Below are 15777 nucleotides of genomic sequence, written 5' to 3' on the forward strand. Positions count from 1 at the left end.
AGCCCCTTTTTCATGTCAGTCGTCCGGGCAGGGCCGCTTGCTTTTCGTTCGTCCCCTATAGGCTTCGACCAGGCCCGCCTTCAGAAGAAGCTCGGCCGGACGGGTGCCGTCGGACAATTCGAGATCGGCGACCACGCGGCCGAAATACTTGTCACCGGAGATTGCGGTTAGCTGCACCATCCGCTCACCCTCGACCAGGCTTGCCAGTTCACTCTTTGCCTGTTGCGCTGCCTTGCGGAAGGCCTGGCATTTCGATCGAAGCTCGGGCGCATCGATGCCGCGCAGGCGCACATAGGTGCTGACCTTGTGATCGGGCCAGGGCATGGCCTCGACCAGCACCGTGTCACCGTCAATAACCTTCACGACCTCTGCGGCGACAGGGCCGTCAATCAGCCTGTTGGCTGAGGCAGCCGGTGCCGATGGCCCCAAGGCAAGGAAAAAGATCACAAGTGAGAGATGGGTTCGGAACATTATAGGAACATATTCCGAATGAGGGGCGTGATCAATGGGGAATCATTCCTCAGAAGTCGATTGCCCGACCCTTGATCTCCCAATCCCCAAAGCGGGCCGGGTCTGCCCCGCCACGTCCGCCGATTTCCGGCGGCATTTCAGTGGCCGCTTCCTTGCGGCGCCGCTCCTCGGCTTCCGCCAGTGCGCGTTTCGCGGCCGGGCTCAGTTCCCGCGGCTGTTCGTCCACGCTGACTTCGGCTTCACGATCTTCTGACATCACATCGTCCTTTGCTGAGACGGCATTTCATGCGCAAACATTGAAATTGGGGTGGCCGCTTTTTAAATCAACAGGCGAAAACGGCAAGAAAATTGCCGATGTGTTGCTTCCGGAGGAGCTCGACATGAATACCATGCGGACTGCCATGCTGCTCGCCTTCATGACTGCCCTGTTCATGGGCGTCGGCTTCCTTATCGGCGGTCGCGGCGGGATGATGATTGCTTTCTTCGTTGCGGCGGGGATGAACTTCTTTTCCTACTGGAACTCCGACAAGATGGTGCTGCGCGCCTATCGCGCCCAGGAGGTCGACGAGCGGACGGCTCCGGAGTTCTATGTCATGGTGCGGGATCTCGCCCGCAATGCCGGTCTGCCGATACCGAAGGTCTATGTCTTCGACAGCCCGCAGCCCAATGCGTTCGCCACTGGTCGTAATCCGCAGAATGCCGCCGTTGCTGCTTCCACCGGGCTGTTGCAGCGGCTGACTCCTGAAGAGGTTGCGGGCGTCATGGCCCATGAGCTTGCCCATATCGAGAACCGAGACACACTGACGATGACGATCACGGCGACGCTCGCCGGTGCGATCTCGATGCTGTCGAATTTTGCCTTTCTCTTCTCCGGCGGCCGGGACAATCGCAACCCGCTCGGATTTGTCGGTGTCCTCCTTGCCATGATCGTAGCTCCCCTTGCCGCCATGCTGGTTCAGATGGCGATCAGCCGGACGCGCGAATATGCGGCCGATCGTCGAGGGGCCGAAATCTGCGGCCAGCCGCGCTGGCTCGCTTCGGCGCTGCAGAAAATTGCGGGCGAGGCGCCAAAGTTCGAGAATGTGAATGCCGAGCGCAATCCGGCCACCGCGCATATGTTCATCATCAATCCCTTGAACGGTCAGCGGATGGACAATCTCTTCTCGACCCATCCGAACACGCGCAACCGGATCGAAGCTCTGCTGGCGATGACCGATATCGGTCCTAAGGGATCGACGCCACCGCAGGCCCCTGTTAAGGCAACGCGCACGGCGCGTTCCGTTCCGACCACCGGTTGGGGGCGCGGCAATGCCGAACCACCCAAGGGACCATGGTCTTGAACGATCGATCGACGGACGCATCCAAGAAGAAGCCGAAACGCCATCAGGGCCAGAAAGACGCAACACCCCGGCGCAGCGACAAGCCGGGGCTCGATGCGCGTATCGCCGCGTCCCGCATCCTGGCAGCCGTCATCGATAAGAAGACGTCGCTTGACGGGATGCTGGATCCCGAACATGGCAATCCGGCCTTTATGGCGCTGAATGATGCCGATCGCGGTCTGGTCAAGGCGATCCTGCAAAGCTCGCTCCGCCATCTGCCACGCATCGAAGCCATCATTGGTCAGCTGCTCGACAGCCCACTTCCTGATGGTGCGCGCTCCCTCCATCATCTTCTCGTCGTCGCGGCCGCGCAGATGCTCTATCTTGATGTGCCGGATCACTCGGCTGTCGATCTGGCTGTCGAGCAGGCGAACAGTGATCCCCGCAGCCGACGGTTTGCGAAATTGGTCAATGCCATCCTGCGCCGCATCGGTCGCGAAAAGGCGGACCTCCTTGCTTCTGTCGAGAAGCTTCCGTGCATGCCCGAATGGTTCATGCAGCGGCTTGCCGCGGTCTATGGGCCCGAGCAGGCGCTTGCGATCGCCGCCTCGCAACTCGAGCCGCCAACGATTGATCTCACCGTGAAGGCCGATCCCGAGGGCTGGGCCGCGCGTCTGGGTGGGCAGGTCCTTCCGACCGGCAGTGTTCGCCTCGACCGCTTCCGTGGTTCGATCATCACGCTCGACGGTTTCGAGGATGGTACCTGGTGGGTTCAGGACGCCGCTGCCGCGATTCCCGCCAAGCTGTTTGGCGCTCTCACAGGCAAACGCGTGGCCGATCTCTGTGCCGCCCCCGGCGGCAAGACGGCACAGCTTGTCCTTGCCGGTGGGGATGTGCTTGCGGTCGAGCAGTCGAAGTCCCGTCTGAAACGCCTCGAAAGCAATCTCCAGCGTCTGGCTCTCTCAGCAGAGACGCGCTGTATCAACCTGCTCGATATCGAGGATGCCGAAGGTTTCGACGCGATCCTTCTCGACGCGCCCTGCTCGTCCACGGGAACGACGCGCAGACATCCCGATGTGTTGTGGACCAAGGATGCCGCCGATATCGCCAAGCTGGCCGCCCTTCAGGAGAAGCTCGTTCGCCATGCCGTCAGCCTGCTCAAACCCGGCGGACGGCTCGTCTTTTCCAACTGCTCGATCGACCCTTCAGAAGGCGAGCAGGTCATTGATCGGCTGCTGGCCGATGTTTCCGGCCTGCGCCTGATACCGATTGATGCGGCAGACTGGCCAGGGCTCGAAGAGGCGATCACCAGTCGGGGCGAGTTTCGCACCACGCCGGCCATGCTCGCGGACCGCGGCGGCCTCGACGGCTTCTATGCGGCAGTCATTGCTAAAATTTAACTAATATCTCAATAAACCTGTTGGGAAGTCTGCTTGGATGCAGCATTTCACTCCGCATCATCGTGGGGTGGGACTATGGCTCGAGGTTTCGTGCTCGGAAACTGGCATTGCAAGTTTCGTTTCTGAGAGCACAGAACCAGACAAACGGAACGCTGGGACCATCATGGTCCGGCAACAGGAAATCGTATGCGAATTAAAGATCGCGCCCGTCTGATCTCGCTTCATGTTGCCGAATCCTGGCGACGCTTGCGCCAGACGGCTGCCGTCCTTACTCCGTCTGTTCTCCATCGCGGCGGATTTCGTGTCAGTCGTGTCGTCGTTGCACCCACTGACCTGAGGGCGGTGGATTCCTTCGTCGCTGAAGAAATCATCAGCGGGCGCTATCCGCTTGCCGGCCGCATCCTGGATACCGAGGGGCAATCGCCCTTCGAACTGGAATTGCCCTCGGTGCAATTTGCGCGGCGGCTGCATGGGTTTGGCTGGCTCAGGCATATCCGGGCAGGCAAGACATCGGCCGCCTGCAGCAATGCGCGACGGATCACCGACCAGTGGATCTCCCTTCATGGCAATCGCACCAAGGGGATCGCCTGGGACAGCGAAGTCGTATCGCGGCGGATCATCAGCTGGCTGTCCCACTCGCCTATCCTGCTGCAGGACGCCGATGCCGGGTTCTATCGTCGTTTCACTTCGTCGCTTGGACTACAGGTCCGTTATCTCCAGCGTCGTGCCGATTCCCTGCCGGACGGTTTGCCGCGGCTAAAGGCCCGTATTGCGATCGCCATGGCTACGGTTGCAGCGGAGGCGAAGCCGGGCGCCGTGCGCCGGGCGGGACGTCTGCTCGATCGCGAGCTCGAAAGGCAGGTCCTGCCGGATGGCAGCCATGTCTCGCGAAATCCGCAGGCCCCTGTCGATCTGTTGTTCGACCTGCTACCGCTGCGCCAGAGCTACATCAATCTCGGCCATGAAGTTCCGTCGAAACTCATTCCGGCGATCGATCGCATGTACCCGGCGGTTCGTTTCTTCCGCCACAGCAGCGGTGATCTGGCACTGTTCAATGGAGCCAGTTCGTCTCTGGCGACCGATCTGATGAGCGTGCTGCGTTACGACGAGACGGCGGGTCAACCTTTCAAAGCCCTGCCGCATGGCGGTTATCAGCGCCTTGCCGGCGGTGACACCACCATCCTCGTCGATACCGGCAAGCCGCTCTCGGCGCGCCTGTCGAACACCGCCCATGCGGGCTGCCTGTCCTTCGAGCTTTCGTCAGGGCGCAACCGTTTCATCATCAATAGCGGTTCGCCCCGCTTCGCCGGCGAGCGGTTGCGGCAGTTGGCGCGCACCACGGCTGCCCATACGACCGTGTGCATTGGTGATGTCTCATCGGCCAGGATCGCCCATTCGTCACATCTCGGTCCGATCATCCTGTCTGGACCATCGACGATCGACATCGATCGCCAGACCGGCCCTGACGGTAGCGACCGTCTTTCGGCGCGTCATGACGGCTATGTAGAGCGCTTCGGGGTGCTTCACGAGCGCGAAATCCGCGTCAACGAGCAGGGCACGAAGATTGCCGGGCGTGATCGCCTGCTCCTGCCCGATGGCATGCCCACCTTAAACCTGCCGGGTGCCGAGGTCGTAGCGCGGTTTCACATTCATCCGTCGATCAGCGTTGATCGTGCTGATGATCGCAAGGTGCGGCTTGTCGCGCCCGATGGCGAAAGCTGGTCCTTTTCCATTCCGGTTGGCGAACTGGTGATCGGCGAAGATGTGTTCTTTGCGGATGTATCGGGGATCCGGCCGTCGCAGCAGCTGGAGATCGTCTTCCAGGGCCCGGAAATCCGTTGGTTTCTCGCCCATCACGCCTGATGGCAGCGATCTTGCGGTTTCATCGGGGATGAAGCTGTGCTAGGCGGCGGCATCGCGCCCGCTGCCGCTTGTCCGGGCGCCCGCCAGCTCGGAGTGAACCATGGCCGTCGTTTCCAAGAAGATCCCCGCCCCTGACCTCGTGCGCGTGCGCACGGCACTTCTGTCCGTGTCCGACAAGACCGGCATCGTCGAGTTTGCCCAGGCGCTGCATCAACGCGGTGTGCGCCTTCTGTCGACTGGCGGCACGCACAAGACGCTGGCTGCCGCTGGGCTGCCCGTCATCGATGTCTCGGAGATCACGGGCTTTCCTGAGATTATGGACGGCCGCGTCAAGACACTGCATCCGCTTGTGCATGGCGGCCTTCTGTCTATCCGTGACGATACCGAGCACGTCGAGGCCATGAAGGCGCATGGGATCGAGGCCATCGATCTCTCCGTCATCAATCTCTATCCGTTCGAACAGGTGCGCGCCGCCGGCGGTGACTACCCGACCACCGTAGAAAACATCGATATCGGCGGTCCGGCGATGATCCGCGCCTCGGCGAAGAACCATGCCTATGTCACCGTCGTTACGGATGCCGCCGATTACCCAGAGGTTATCGCCGCGCTCAGCGACAATGATGGACAAACAACCTACGCGCTGCGCCAGCGGCTCGCGGCCAAGGCCTATGCGCGCACGGCTGCCTATGATGCTGCGATTTCCAACTGGTTCGCCGAGGCGCTTGAGATCGAAATGCCGACCTATCGTGCCATCGGCGGCGTGCTGAAGGAGAAGATGCGCTACGGGGAAAACCCGCATCAGAGCGCCGGCTTCTACCTCACCGGCGAAAACCGCCCCGGTGTCGCAACGGCCACGCTTTTGCAGGGCAAGCAGCTCTCCTACAACAACATCAACGACACGGATGCCGCCTTCGAACTCGTCGCCGAGTTCCCGCCGGAAAATGGTCCGGCTTGTGCGATCATCAAGCATGCCAACCCCTGTGGGGTCGCAACCGGTTCGAGCCTGGTCGAGGCCTACAAGCGGGCACTGGCCTGCGACAGCACCTCGGCCTTCGGCGGCATCATTGCCCTCAATCAAATCCTCGACGGCGAAACGGCACAGGAGATCGTCAAGCTCTTCACCGAAGTGATCATTGCTCCTGAAGTGACCGAGGAGGCCAAGGCGATCATTGCGGCAAAGCCGAACCTGCGCCTGCTGACGACGGGTGCCCTGCCCGATCCGCGCGCCCGTGGCGTCATGGCAAAGACGGTTTCGGGCGGCCTGCTCGTCCAGAGCCGAGACAATGTCATGGTCGAGGATCTGGAGCTCAAGGTCGTCACAAAGCGCGCGCCGACCGCGACCGAGCTTGAGGATATGAAATTCGCCTTCAAGATCGCCAAGCATGTGAAGTCGAACGCCGTGATCTATGCCAAGGACGGCCAGACGGCCGGTATCGGCGCCGGTCAAATGAGCCGCGTGGATTCCGCCCGCATCGCCGCACTCAAGGCGGAAGATGCCGCCAAGGCGCTTGGCCTTGCCGAACCGCTGACCAAGGGCTCCGCGGTCGCATCGGAAGCCTTCTATCCCTTCGCCGATGGTTTGCTGGCGGCAATTGCGGCCGGTGCCACGGCCGTCATCCAGCCAGGCGGCTCGATGCGCGACGAAGAGGTGATCGCCGCTGCCGATGCGCATGGCGTGGCCATGGTCTTCACCGGCATCCGGCACTTCCGCCATTGATTTCATCATACCTGTACAAACAGATGGGCCGGCGGAGTGATCCGCCGGCCCATTTGTTTCTGGCACATGATTGAGCCTAGACTGGCTTCACGTGGTCCTTGGCGGGATAGGAGGTCTTCCAGAGCAGTGCCAAGCCGCCGATGAGGAAGACGAGCAGTGTTGCCATACCGGCGCGTGCCGAACCGGACCAGGCCGTCACGACCGAGAAGGAGAGCGTTGCAAGGAAGCTGGTTGCGCGGCCGGAGAGCGAGTAGATGCCGAAATAGCGGCCCGCCTCGTGCAGCTCGACACTCCGGGCGAGGTAGGATCGGGACGAGGCCTGGACGGGCCCGAAGGACATGCCGATCAGCAGGCCATAGAGAATGTAAGCCTTTTCGGCCGGTGTGGCGAAGAGACCCTCCGTCCCCGTGATCGGCAGGCTGACCAGCCCGAAAAGGGTGAAGTCGACACCGGTGGACACGATCCCGAACGTGGCGGTGATCAGCATCACCAGGCTCACGAGAACCACCACCTTCGACCCCAAGGCACGATCGACGCGGCCGGCCACCAGGCAGCCGAAGATGGCGACGATGTTGAGGATAATGCCGTAGATGCCGATTTCCATCGTCGACCATCCGAACATCGCCGCAGCAAAGACGCCACCGAGGACGAGCAGTCCGTTGACGCCATCCTGATAGATCATGCGGGCGATCAGGAAGCGCAGGATATTGCTGCGATGACGCAGCTCGCCGAGTGTAGAGCGGATCTCGCGCAGCCCCGATCGGACGGCGGCACCCAGCGCCTTGCCCTTCGCCGCATCGGGCGTGAAGAGGAACATCGGCAGGATGAAAATCAGGTACCAGACAGCCGAGATCGGACCTGTGATGCGGGCATCTTCGCCCGCTGCAGGGTCCAGGCCGAATAGAGGATCCATGCCGATCAGCGTCTTGCCGGTCGTCGGACTGCCGGCGAGGAACAGGACGACGAAGATCAGGACGATCATGCCGCCCATATAGCCCATGCCCCAGGCGATGTTGGAAACACGACCGACATCCTGCTGGCTCACCAGGCGCGGCATCATGGAGTCGTTGAAGACGATCGAGAACTCGGCCGCGACGCTCGCCATGATCATCAACAGCATGACCAGGGCGACCGGCGAGCCCGGGGCTGCGGTCCAAAGCATCGCAAGGCAGATGATCTTGATCAGCGCGAAGAAGGCGATCCATGGTTTGCGCGCGCCGGATTCATCGGCAATCGATCCCAGGATCGGCGCAAGGATTGCAATGATCACACCGGAGATCGTCGCCGCATTGCTCCAGGCGGTCTGGGCGCTCACGGGATCTTCGGTCATCCGCGACACGAAATAGGGGCCGAAGATGAAGGTCGTCACCACCGTGAAAAACGGCTGTGCGGCCCAGTCGAAAAACATCCAGCCACGGACCCCTTTGTCGATGGGACCGTGGCCGGATTTTGTCTCTACACTTGTCGTCACGCGCACCCCCACAGGCTCTCAGGCCCGGGACAGTGTCACCTCACGTGGTCTTGTGCAAGATCACCGAGGAGCCCCGCGGCAACGGCCAGTTTGGAAATGCTCGGCTCGCCGCTGTCGACGATCGAGGCCAATTCCTTGCCGATCCGCTCGACGCGGTTGCGATCCGTCTCGATCCAGGCCTGCACCGGCTGGCTTTCCTTGCCGTGGCTTGTCAGAGCCGCGCAAACGATTTGGCGTCGGGCCTGGCCGATACGGTCGAGGCTGCGGGTCAGCGCTAGACTGTCATAGTGATCTGTCGTCTGGATGCGGCCGGCATTCTCGACGATGCGTCCGATCCGGAACGCTTCCGACACGGCAAAGAAGCCGCGCATGGCGTTGGCAAAATCGGCGCCCGTCCGCTCGGCGATCTGCAGGATCTCCGGCAGGAGCTGCATGGTCTGCAGGTTCACCACCTCGGTTGCCAGAGCCGCCGGCGCACCGGCCTCGATCAGGGCGGCAATCTGCTCGTCGAAATGCTGGCGGAGTGTGGCCGGAACCGCCTTCTTGAAGACGGGAGCGGCAGCGACAACAGCACCGGTGACCCGGGTTACCGCTTCACCGACGGAGCCTTTCACCAGGCCCGTGTCGAGCAACAAACGGGTCATTGCCGCATAGACCTCGGCGACGATTGCGTAGAGCCGGTTCTGCGTCTGGCCCGAAAGCGTAGCGTCCAGCGCGTCGATCTTGCTCCACAGTGCCGAAAGCCCCAGCGCATCCCGGGTGACCAGGGCCGCCTTGACCACCGCATCGGGTGAACTTCCGGTGGCATCGGACACGGATACGACGAAGCCAGGGCCACCCCGATTGATGGCATGGTTGGCAAGAACGGTCGCGATGATTTCCCGGCGCAGACGATGACCGGCGATGTCGTTCGCAAAGGCCTTGCGCATGGCGGCTGGGAAATAGTTGAACAGCGTCGTCTCGCAATAGGGATCGTCAGGCAGATCGCTTTCGATCAACTGGTCGAAGAGCACGATCTTGGCATAGGAGAGAAGCACGCCGATTTCCGGGCGGGTCAATGCCTTGCCGGAGACGTAGCGTTCGGCAACGCCGGCGGAATCCGGCAGGGTCTCGACCTTGCGGTTGAGGCGGCCCATGCCTTCGAGATAGTCCATGAGCCGGCTCAGCTCTTCGCGGTTTCCGGCTCCCTTGGCTTCGGTCAGCGAGATCGCAAGCGACTGCAGGTAGTTGTTGCGCAGCACGAGGCCTGCGACTTCGTCGGTCATCTGGGCGAGCAGCACGTTGCGCTTTTCGCGCGGCAGGCGTCCGTCCTGCATGGCCGGGCTCAGCGCGATCTTGATATTGACCTCGACGTCGGAGGAGTTGACGCCTGCCGAGTTGTCGATCGCGTCGGAATTGCAGCGGCCACCGTTCAGGCCATAGGCGATACGGCCCTTCTGGGTGACGCCGAGATTGGCACCCTCGCCGATAACCTTGGCGCGCACATCGGTGGCGTTGATGCGGATGGCATCATTGGCCCGGTCTCCAACCTCCGCGTCCGTCTCGGCGGCTGCCTTGATATAGGTGCCGATGCCACCGAACCAGAGGAGATCGACGGGTGCCTTGAGGATCGCCGTCATGATGTCCATCGGTGTCGCCGTCGTTGTCTCCAGGCCGATCGCGGCTGCCGCTTCCGGGGTGAGTGTCACCGACTTCTCGGCACGCGAGATGATCATTGCCCCGGGTGAGAGGGTGGAGCGATCATAGTCCTGCCAGCTGGACCGCGGCAGGTTGAACATGCGTTTGCGTTCGGCAAAGGACACTGCCGGATCCGGATTGGGATCGATGAAGATGTCGCGATGGTCGAAGGCGGCAATCAGCCGGATCTTTTCCGAAAGCAGCATGCCGTTGCCGAAGACGTCGCCGGACATGTCGCCGACACCTGCAACGGTGAAGGGGGTCGTCTGGATGTCCGTGTCGATCTCGCGGAAGTGGCGCTTGACCGTCTCCCAGGCACCGCGGGCGGTGATGCCCATCTTCTTGTGGTCATAGCCGGCAGAACCACCCGATGCGAAGGCGTCGTCCAGCCAGAAGCCGGCTTCCTGCGCGAGGCCGTTTGCCGTGTCGGAGAAGGTGGCCGTACCCTTGTCGGCGGCGACGACGAAATAGGGATCATCGCCATCGGGCCGCAGGGTATCTGCCGGCGGTACGATCTTGCCAGCTACGATGTTGTCGGTGATCGACAGCAGTGTGCGGATATAGGTCTTGTAGGCTTCGGTGCCGGCGGCAAACCAGGCTTCGCGGTTGCTTGCAGGTGGCAGCTGCTTCGGGAAGAAGCCGCCCTTCGCCCCGACCGGGACGATGACCGCGTTCTTCACCTGCTGCGCCTTGACGAGGCCCAGCACTTCCGTGCGGTAGTCCTGCGCACGGTCGGACCAACGGAGCCCACCACGGGCCACCTTGCCGAAGCGCAGATGCACGCCCTCGACCTCGACGCCATAGACGAAGATCTCGCGGAACGGACGTGGCTCGGGCAGTCCGTCCAGCTTGTGCGGGTCGAACTTGAAGGCGAGCATCGGGCGCTCGCTCTCACGGTAGCCCTTCTGGAAGAAGTTGGTCCGAAGCGTTGCCTCGATCGCGTTGATATAGCGGCGCAGGATCCGGTCTTCGTCGAGGCTCTTCACGTCTGCGAGCTTGGTTTCCAGGGCCTGGAGAAGCTCCGCCTGGCGGGTCTTGCGGCTCTTTTCGGCGAGCGTGGTATCAAAACGGGTGCGGAAGAGCGCGACGAGATCGGATGCGATCGCCGGATGCTTCGCCAGCGTCTCCGCCATGTAGGTCAGCGAATAGACGGCGCCTGCCTGGCGCAGATAGGCGGCATAGGCTCTGAGCACGGAGGCTTCGCGGGCGTTCACGCCGGCCGCGAGGATCAGCCGGTTGAAGGCATCGTTGTCCACGGCGCCGGTGAAGGCGGCGAGGAAGGCTTCTTCAACCTGGGTTCCATTTTGCCGGATATCGAAGCTCACGCCCTCCGGCACCTGCAGTTCCATGTCATGCAGGACGACCGACCGCTGTGCTTCGCCGGACTTGCTCAGGCCAATGTCAAATGTGCGTTCGCTGATCACCCGGAAGCCGAGATTTTCAAGCAGCGGCACGCGGCGGGAGAGCGGCAGGTGGTCACCGGCGTGGAAAATCTTCAGGTAGAGAAGCGGGCCGTGTTCGCTCGTTACCTCGTGGAATTCGAGCGAGAGCGGCGCGCCGGCGATGCATGCCTTTATATGCTTGAGATCGCTCACCGCCTCTTCCGGCGTAAAGGCCTCCTGGAAAGCCTGACCGACGTCGAGACTGGGTGCGCCAGTGCCGGCCAATGCGGCAAAGCGGTCGGTCCAGCGGGCGGTGATCTGACGGACCGCTTCCTCGAGGGTCGCCTGGGGAATGTCGGGTGTGGTTCCCTCGCGCCGGCCGATGATGATGTGGACGCGGGCGACGCCGCCTTCGGGGAAGGCCGGATAGAAGGCCGAAACATGGCCCTTGTAGACGGACTGGAAATAAAGGCCGATCTTCTCGCGGACGATCGAATTATAGTCCTCGCGCGGTACATAGACGATCAGCGAGACGAAGCGGTCGAAGTGGTCGATGCGCGGCAGAACGCGGACGCGCGGCCGTTCCGAGAGGTCGTTGATCTGTTCGCAGAATTTCGCCAGCAGTTCGGGCGTGATCTGGAAGAGATCATCGCGCGGATAGTTCTCGAGCGTGTTCTGCAGCATGCGGCCCGAGTGACTGCGGGGATCGAAATCGAAATGCGAAACGACCTTCTCGACCTTGGCGCGCAGAAGCGGGATCTGATTGACCGAGCGGGTATAGGCCGTGGCCGTAAACAGGCCGACGATGCGCAATTCGCCGACAACCTTGCCGTTTGGTCCGAAGCGCTTGACGCCGACATAATCCATATAGGCGCGGCGATGGACGACGGATTTGACGTTTGCCTTGGTGACGATGAGATAATCCGGCCCCTGCAGGAAGGCGAGGATCTCCGGTGTGGTCGTCACCTGGTTCTGGCCCTGGCGGAGAACAAGCACGTCGGGATCCGAGAGAATGCCGAGGCCGCTGCCCTTGTCGCGCTCGACGGTCGCATCGGCGCCTTCGCCGGAATAGACGTATTCGCGCATGCCAAGGAAGGTGAAGTTGTTGTTCCGCAGCCATTCGAGGAAGGCCACAGCCTCGTCGCGTTCGGCTTCGCTGCGCCCTGCAGACAGGTCTCGCAGCTCCGAGAGCGCCTTCTCCAGAAGGTTCAGCATCGGCTTCCAGTCGGTCGCGGCCATCTTGACCTGGCCGAGGACGTGCTGGAGCCGCTTAATCAGGTCGGCAGACTGCTCGGCGGAGAGCGGCGCAAGGTGGAGCTGGATATAGCTGACCTTGATCGCGCCTTCCGGGTCGGAGTCGGGATTTGAAAGCGAGACGTCACCGCGAGGCGTCACAGCGAGGATCGGATGGACCGCCATGTAGATGTCACGATAGTGGCTCGTGACTTCGGCCATCAGTGAGTCGTAGAGGAAGGACTTGTTGTGGTCGACAATCGAGAGGATGCTCACAGGGACGCCGTCGGGACTTACACTCTTGATCGTCTCGATACGGATATGGGGGATCTCGCGATCCCAGCCGGCGATGTCACTGGCTGCTCGCGCTGCCGACCGTGCCAGCATGGCCGCATCGTATCGATCCAGATCGTCGTTGCTGGCCCTGCCGAAGATGGCCGCGGGCGAGACAAATGCTTCCCCCTGCTTCTTGGCCTGCTCTTCCGCGCTCTCCAGCAGTTGATCCCGCTTGCTCACCCCAGTCCTGCCCATTTACCCCTCCGTAGCTTGCGCCATTTCGCGTAATCTTCACGCAAATGACTTGCAAAAGTATGTATGGAACAGAAATAGGAAAAAATCAGGCAAAAATATGCGGTCAAATTCTCTCAATTCAGGAAATTTTGGCACGTATGGATCGATCGACGGGTCAATTGCCGGAATAGCACACGGAAACACGTAAAATGCGCGAAAAAACAGGTGGTGCCGTCATCGTCATCTCCAGCCATGTGGTTCGAGGATCCGTCGGCAACCGAGCCGCCGTCTTTGCCCTCGAGATCCTTGGTCGGCCGGTCTGGGCGCTGCCGACGATCGTCATGCCCTGGCATCCGGGACATGGCCCGGCGACCCGTCTCAAGTTCCCGGATGCCGATTTCGATCATGCGATCGATGACCTGATCAGGGCTCCCTGGCTTGGAGAAGTATCTGCCATTCTGTCCGGCTATTTCGGCACGCCGCAGCAGCCGGCGGCGGTGGCGCGGCTTGTGGAGGCGGCGAAGCTCAGGAATCCGGACCTGACCTATGTCTGCGATCCGGTGATGGGGGACCTTGGCGGATTGTACGTTCCGGTCGAGACCGCCAGCGCGATCCGTGACCGGCTCATTCCGCTTGCGGATCTGGCAACGCCCAATCGCTACGAACTGCAATGGATGGTCGGCAGCGAGTTGACGAGCAATCAGGCCATCATCGATGCCGCCCTTTCGTTAGGGCCGAAGCGGATGCTGGTGACGTCGGCCGTACCGATGATGGCTGGCGGTACCGGCAACCTGCTTCTCAGCGGCCGCTCGGCACTGCTTGCCGAGCACAGGCTGATCGATAATCCCCCGAACGGTCTTGGCGATCTTCTGGCTGCCGTCTTTCTGGCACGCCTGCTGGATGGCATGGAGGAAGAAAAGGCACTTCAGCTGGCGACGGCCAGCGTCTTCGAAATCCTCGCCCGAACGGCGAAAAGGGGTGGCGACGAACTTACCCTCGAAAGCGATTATGCCAGCCTTTCCACACCTATGGCCATGGTTCAGATGCGCCGCCTCGTGCATCCGTCGCAGCGGAAATCCGGCGGTCCGAAATGATATGCCGGCTAATGCCAATTCCCGGTGAAAGGTTGCCACGACCGCTGGCGCGCTGTAATCCGTAGGGATGAGCCACTTTCCTCCCGCGCTGCTGAACGGCTACCGGAACTTCATGGCTGGTCGCTATCATGATCAGCGCGATCGTTACCGGGTTCTCGCCGAGCAGGGGCAAAAGCCAAATACGCTGGTCGTTGCCTGTTGCGACTCGCGCGCCGCACCCGAGATGATCTTCGATTCGATCCCCGGTGAACTGTTCGTCGTCCGCAACGTCGCGAACATGGTCCCACCCTATGAGCCCGATGGTCAGTATCATTCGACATCGGCCGCGCTCGAATTTGCTGTCCAGGCCTTGCGTGTGCAGGATATCATTGTGATGGGGCATGGCCGATGTGGGGGTATCCGGGCGGCGCTCGATCCGAATGCCGAACCGCTTTCTTCCGGCGACTTCATCGGAAAATGGATGAACCTCGTGGCGCCCGCCGCCGAGCAGATCCAAGGAAATTCGGAGATGACGCCTGCGGAACGTCAGACGGCCCTCGAGCGCATTTCCATCCGCAACTCGATCTCCAATTTGCGCACGTTCCCCTGCGTCCGGATCCTGGAGGAGCGCGGGAAGCTGCGCATCCACGGTGCATGGTTCGACATCAGCAATGGCGAACTGTGGCTGATGGATCCGAAATCGCAGGATTTTCGTCGGCTGGACATCGATGCGCTCAGCCCTGCCGAGGCGGCAGGCTGACCGAGTCTCTCTGGACCTCACGCTGGCCTGCGAAAGTAAAACGGCGGCTCGTGGCCGCCGTTTATCATGTGATCATTCCGCGTCGATTTGAGCGGCGATATAGGCAATTGCCTGCTGATAGACCTTAGCCGCGTTCCAGCCCTGGATCGCGACGAAGTTTGGTTCGCCTGGCTGGTAGCCAGCGCCCGGCTGCCAGCCATGGCCGCGCAAGAAGTTTGCCGTTGATGCAAGAGCGTCCGACCGCGAGCGCACCATGTCGATATGGCCATCGCCATCGCCGTCTGCACCGTAGCGCACGACGTTGCGCGGCAGGAACTGCGTCTGGCCAATCTCGCCATGCGCTGCGCCCTTGGCGTTGACGTCGAGATTGCCGGCCTGAACGAGTTCGAGGGCGGCATAGAGCTGGTCCGTGAAGAATTCACTGCGGCGGCAGTCAAAGGCGAGCGTCGCGACGGCCGAAAGCGTATGCTCCTTGCCGAGGAAGGAGCCGAAACCGGTCTCCATGCCCCAGATCGCGATCAGCGGCCCGGGGGGAACGCCATAGCGCTTCTCAAGCCGGGCGAAGAGTGCCGCATTGTTCTTCTTCATGGTCTTGCCGCGGTTGATGATCGTCTGACCGCCGCGCTTTTGCATGAACTGGTCGAACGACAGCCTGAAGCTCTTCTGACCGCGATCGGCGCTGATCGTGCTGCGGCTGTAGCTCACGGAAGAGAAGACCTTGTCGAGCATGCGCTGGTTGAAGCCCTGGCCTGCAGCCTTCTGCTTGAAGGCGGCCGCCCAGGCGTCGAAACCTTCGGAGGTATTGCTACAAGCGGCAGCGGCTGCGGATCCAGCGCCTCCGATCAGGAGGGCTGCGGAAATCAGGGCTGCCGACAGAGTTGAAGTCAGTCGCATTCATGCC

The 15777-nt window shown here is 61.7% G+C and carries 11 protein-coding genes; 6 read left to right on the plus strand and 5 right to left on the minus strand.

Features of this window, described 5'->3' with window-relative positions:
• Nucleotides 1-15: 15 nt before the first annotated feature.
• Nucleotides 16-363: a thermonuclease family protein gene (locus AC1PUL_RS18825; RefSeq protein WP_480465571.1), complete on the minus strand. Its 348-nt coding sequence runs from the start codon at nucleotides 361-363 to the stop codon at nucleotides 16-18.
• A gap of 157 nt (nucleotides 364-520) precedes the next feature.
• Nucleotides 521-727 carry a DUF1674 domain-containing protein gene (locus AC1PUL_RS18830; protein ID WP_480465572.1) on the minus strand — a complete coding sequence of 69 codons (207 nt, stop codon included), beginning with the start codon at nucleotides 725-727 and terminating at the stop codon, nucleotides 521-523.
• Between the two features lie 124 nt (nucleotides 728-851).
• Here AC1PUL_RS18830 and htpX point away from each other — a divergent pair, with 124 nt between their 5' ends.
• The 4 genes from htpX to purH all read left to right on the plus strand — a co-directional run bounded on the left by htpX (nucleotide 852) and on the right by purH (nucleotide 6770).
• Complete coding sequence (gene htpX / locus AC1PUL_RS18835; protein ID WP_480465573.1) at nucleotides 852-1811, plus strand: zinc metalloprotease HtpX; 960 nt, start codon at nucleotides 852-854, stop codon at nucleotides 1809-1811.
• Nucleotides 1802-3190 carry an RsmB/NOP family class I SAM-dependent RNA methyltransferase gene (locus AC1PUL_RS18840; RefSeq protein WP_480465574.1) on the plus strand — a complete coding sequence of 463 codons (1389 nt, stop codon included), beginning with the start codon at nucleotides 1802-1804 and terminating at the stop codon, nucleotides 3188-3190. The genes htpX and AC1PUL_RS18840 overlap by 10 nt, the downstream gene beginning before the upstream one ends.
• Nucleotides 3191-3376: 186 nt before the next feature.
• A complete protein-coding gene (locus AC1PUL_RS18845; RefSeq protein ID WP_480465575.1) occupies nucleotides 3377-5053 on the plus strand; it encodes a heparinase II/III family protein in 1677 nt (558 codons plus the stop codon).
• A gap of 100 nt (nucleotides 5054-5153) precedes the next feature.
• Nucleotides 5154-6770: a bifunctional phosphoribosylaminoimidazolecarboxamide formyltransferase/IMP cyclohydrolase gene (gene purH / locus AC1PUL_RS18850; RefSeq protein ID WP_480465576.1), complete on the plus strand. Its 1617-nt coding sequence runs from the start codon at nucleotides 5154-5156 to the stop codon at nucleotides 6768-6770.
• Between the two features lie 76 nt (nucleotides 6771-6846).
• On the opposite strand, the gene AC1PUL_RS18855 is transcribed toward purH, so the two are convergent.
• Both AC1PUL_RS18855 and AC1PUL_RS18860 read right to left on the minus strand, forming a co-directional pair.
• Nucleotides 6847-8178 (minus strand): MFS transporter, encoded by a 1332-nt coding sequence (locus AC1PUL_RS18855; RefSeq protein WP_480468632.1) that lies wholly within the window; start codon nucleotides 8176-8178, stop codon nucleotides 6847-6849.
• A gap of 98 nt (nucleotides 8179-8276) precedes the next feature.
• Nucleotides 8277-13064: an NAD-glutamate dehydrogenase gene (locus AC1PUL_RS18860; RefSeq protein WP_480465577.1), complete on the minus strand. Its 4788-nt coding sequence runs from the start codon at nucleotides 13062-13064 to the stop codon at nucleotides 8277-8279.
• 188 nt (nucleotides 13065-13252) lie between these two features.
• Between AC1PUL_RS18860 and pdxY the strand changes: the two genes are divergently transcribed.
• Nucleotides 13253-14137, plus strand: coding sequence for a pyridoxal kinase PdxY (pdxY, locus tag AC1PUL_RS18865; RefSeq protein ID WP_480465578.1), 885 nt, complete (start codon nucleotides 13253-13255; stop codon nucleotides 14135-14137).
• A gap of 67 nt (nucleotides 14138-14204) precedes the next feature.
• Nucleotides 14205-14876 carry a carbonic anhydrase gene (locus AC1PUL_RS18870; protein ID WP_480465579.1) on the plus strand — a complete coding sequence of 224 codons (672 nt, stop codon included), beginning with the start codon at nucleotides 14205-14207 and terminating at the stop codon, nucleotides 14874-14876.
• Nucleotides 14877-14948: 72 nt separating this feature from the next.
• Here the strand turns inward: AC1PUL_RS18870 and AC1PUL_RS18875 are convergent, their stop codons facing one another.
• Complete coding sequence (locus AC1PUL_RS18875; RefSeq protein ID WP_480465580.1) at nucleotides 14949-15770, minus strand: lytic murein transglycosylase; 822 nt, start codon at nucleotides 15768-15770, stop codon at nucleotides 14949-14951.
• Nucleotides 15771-15777: the final 7 nt, after the last annotated feature.

Source organism: Rhizobium sp. P43, assembly GCF_056730705.1.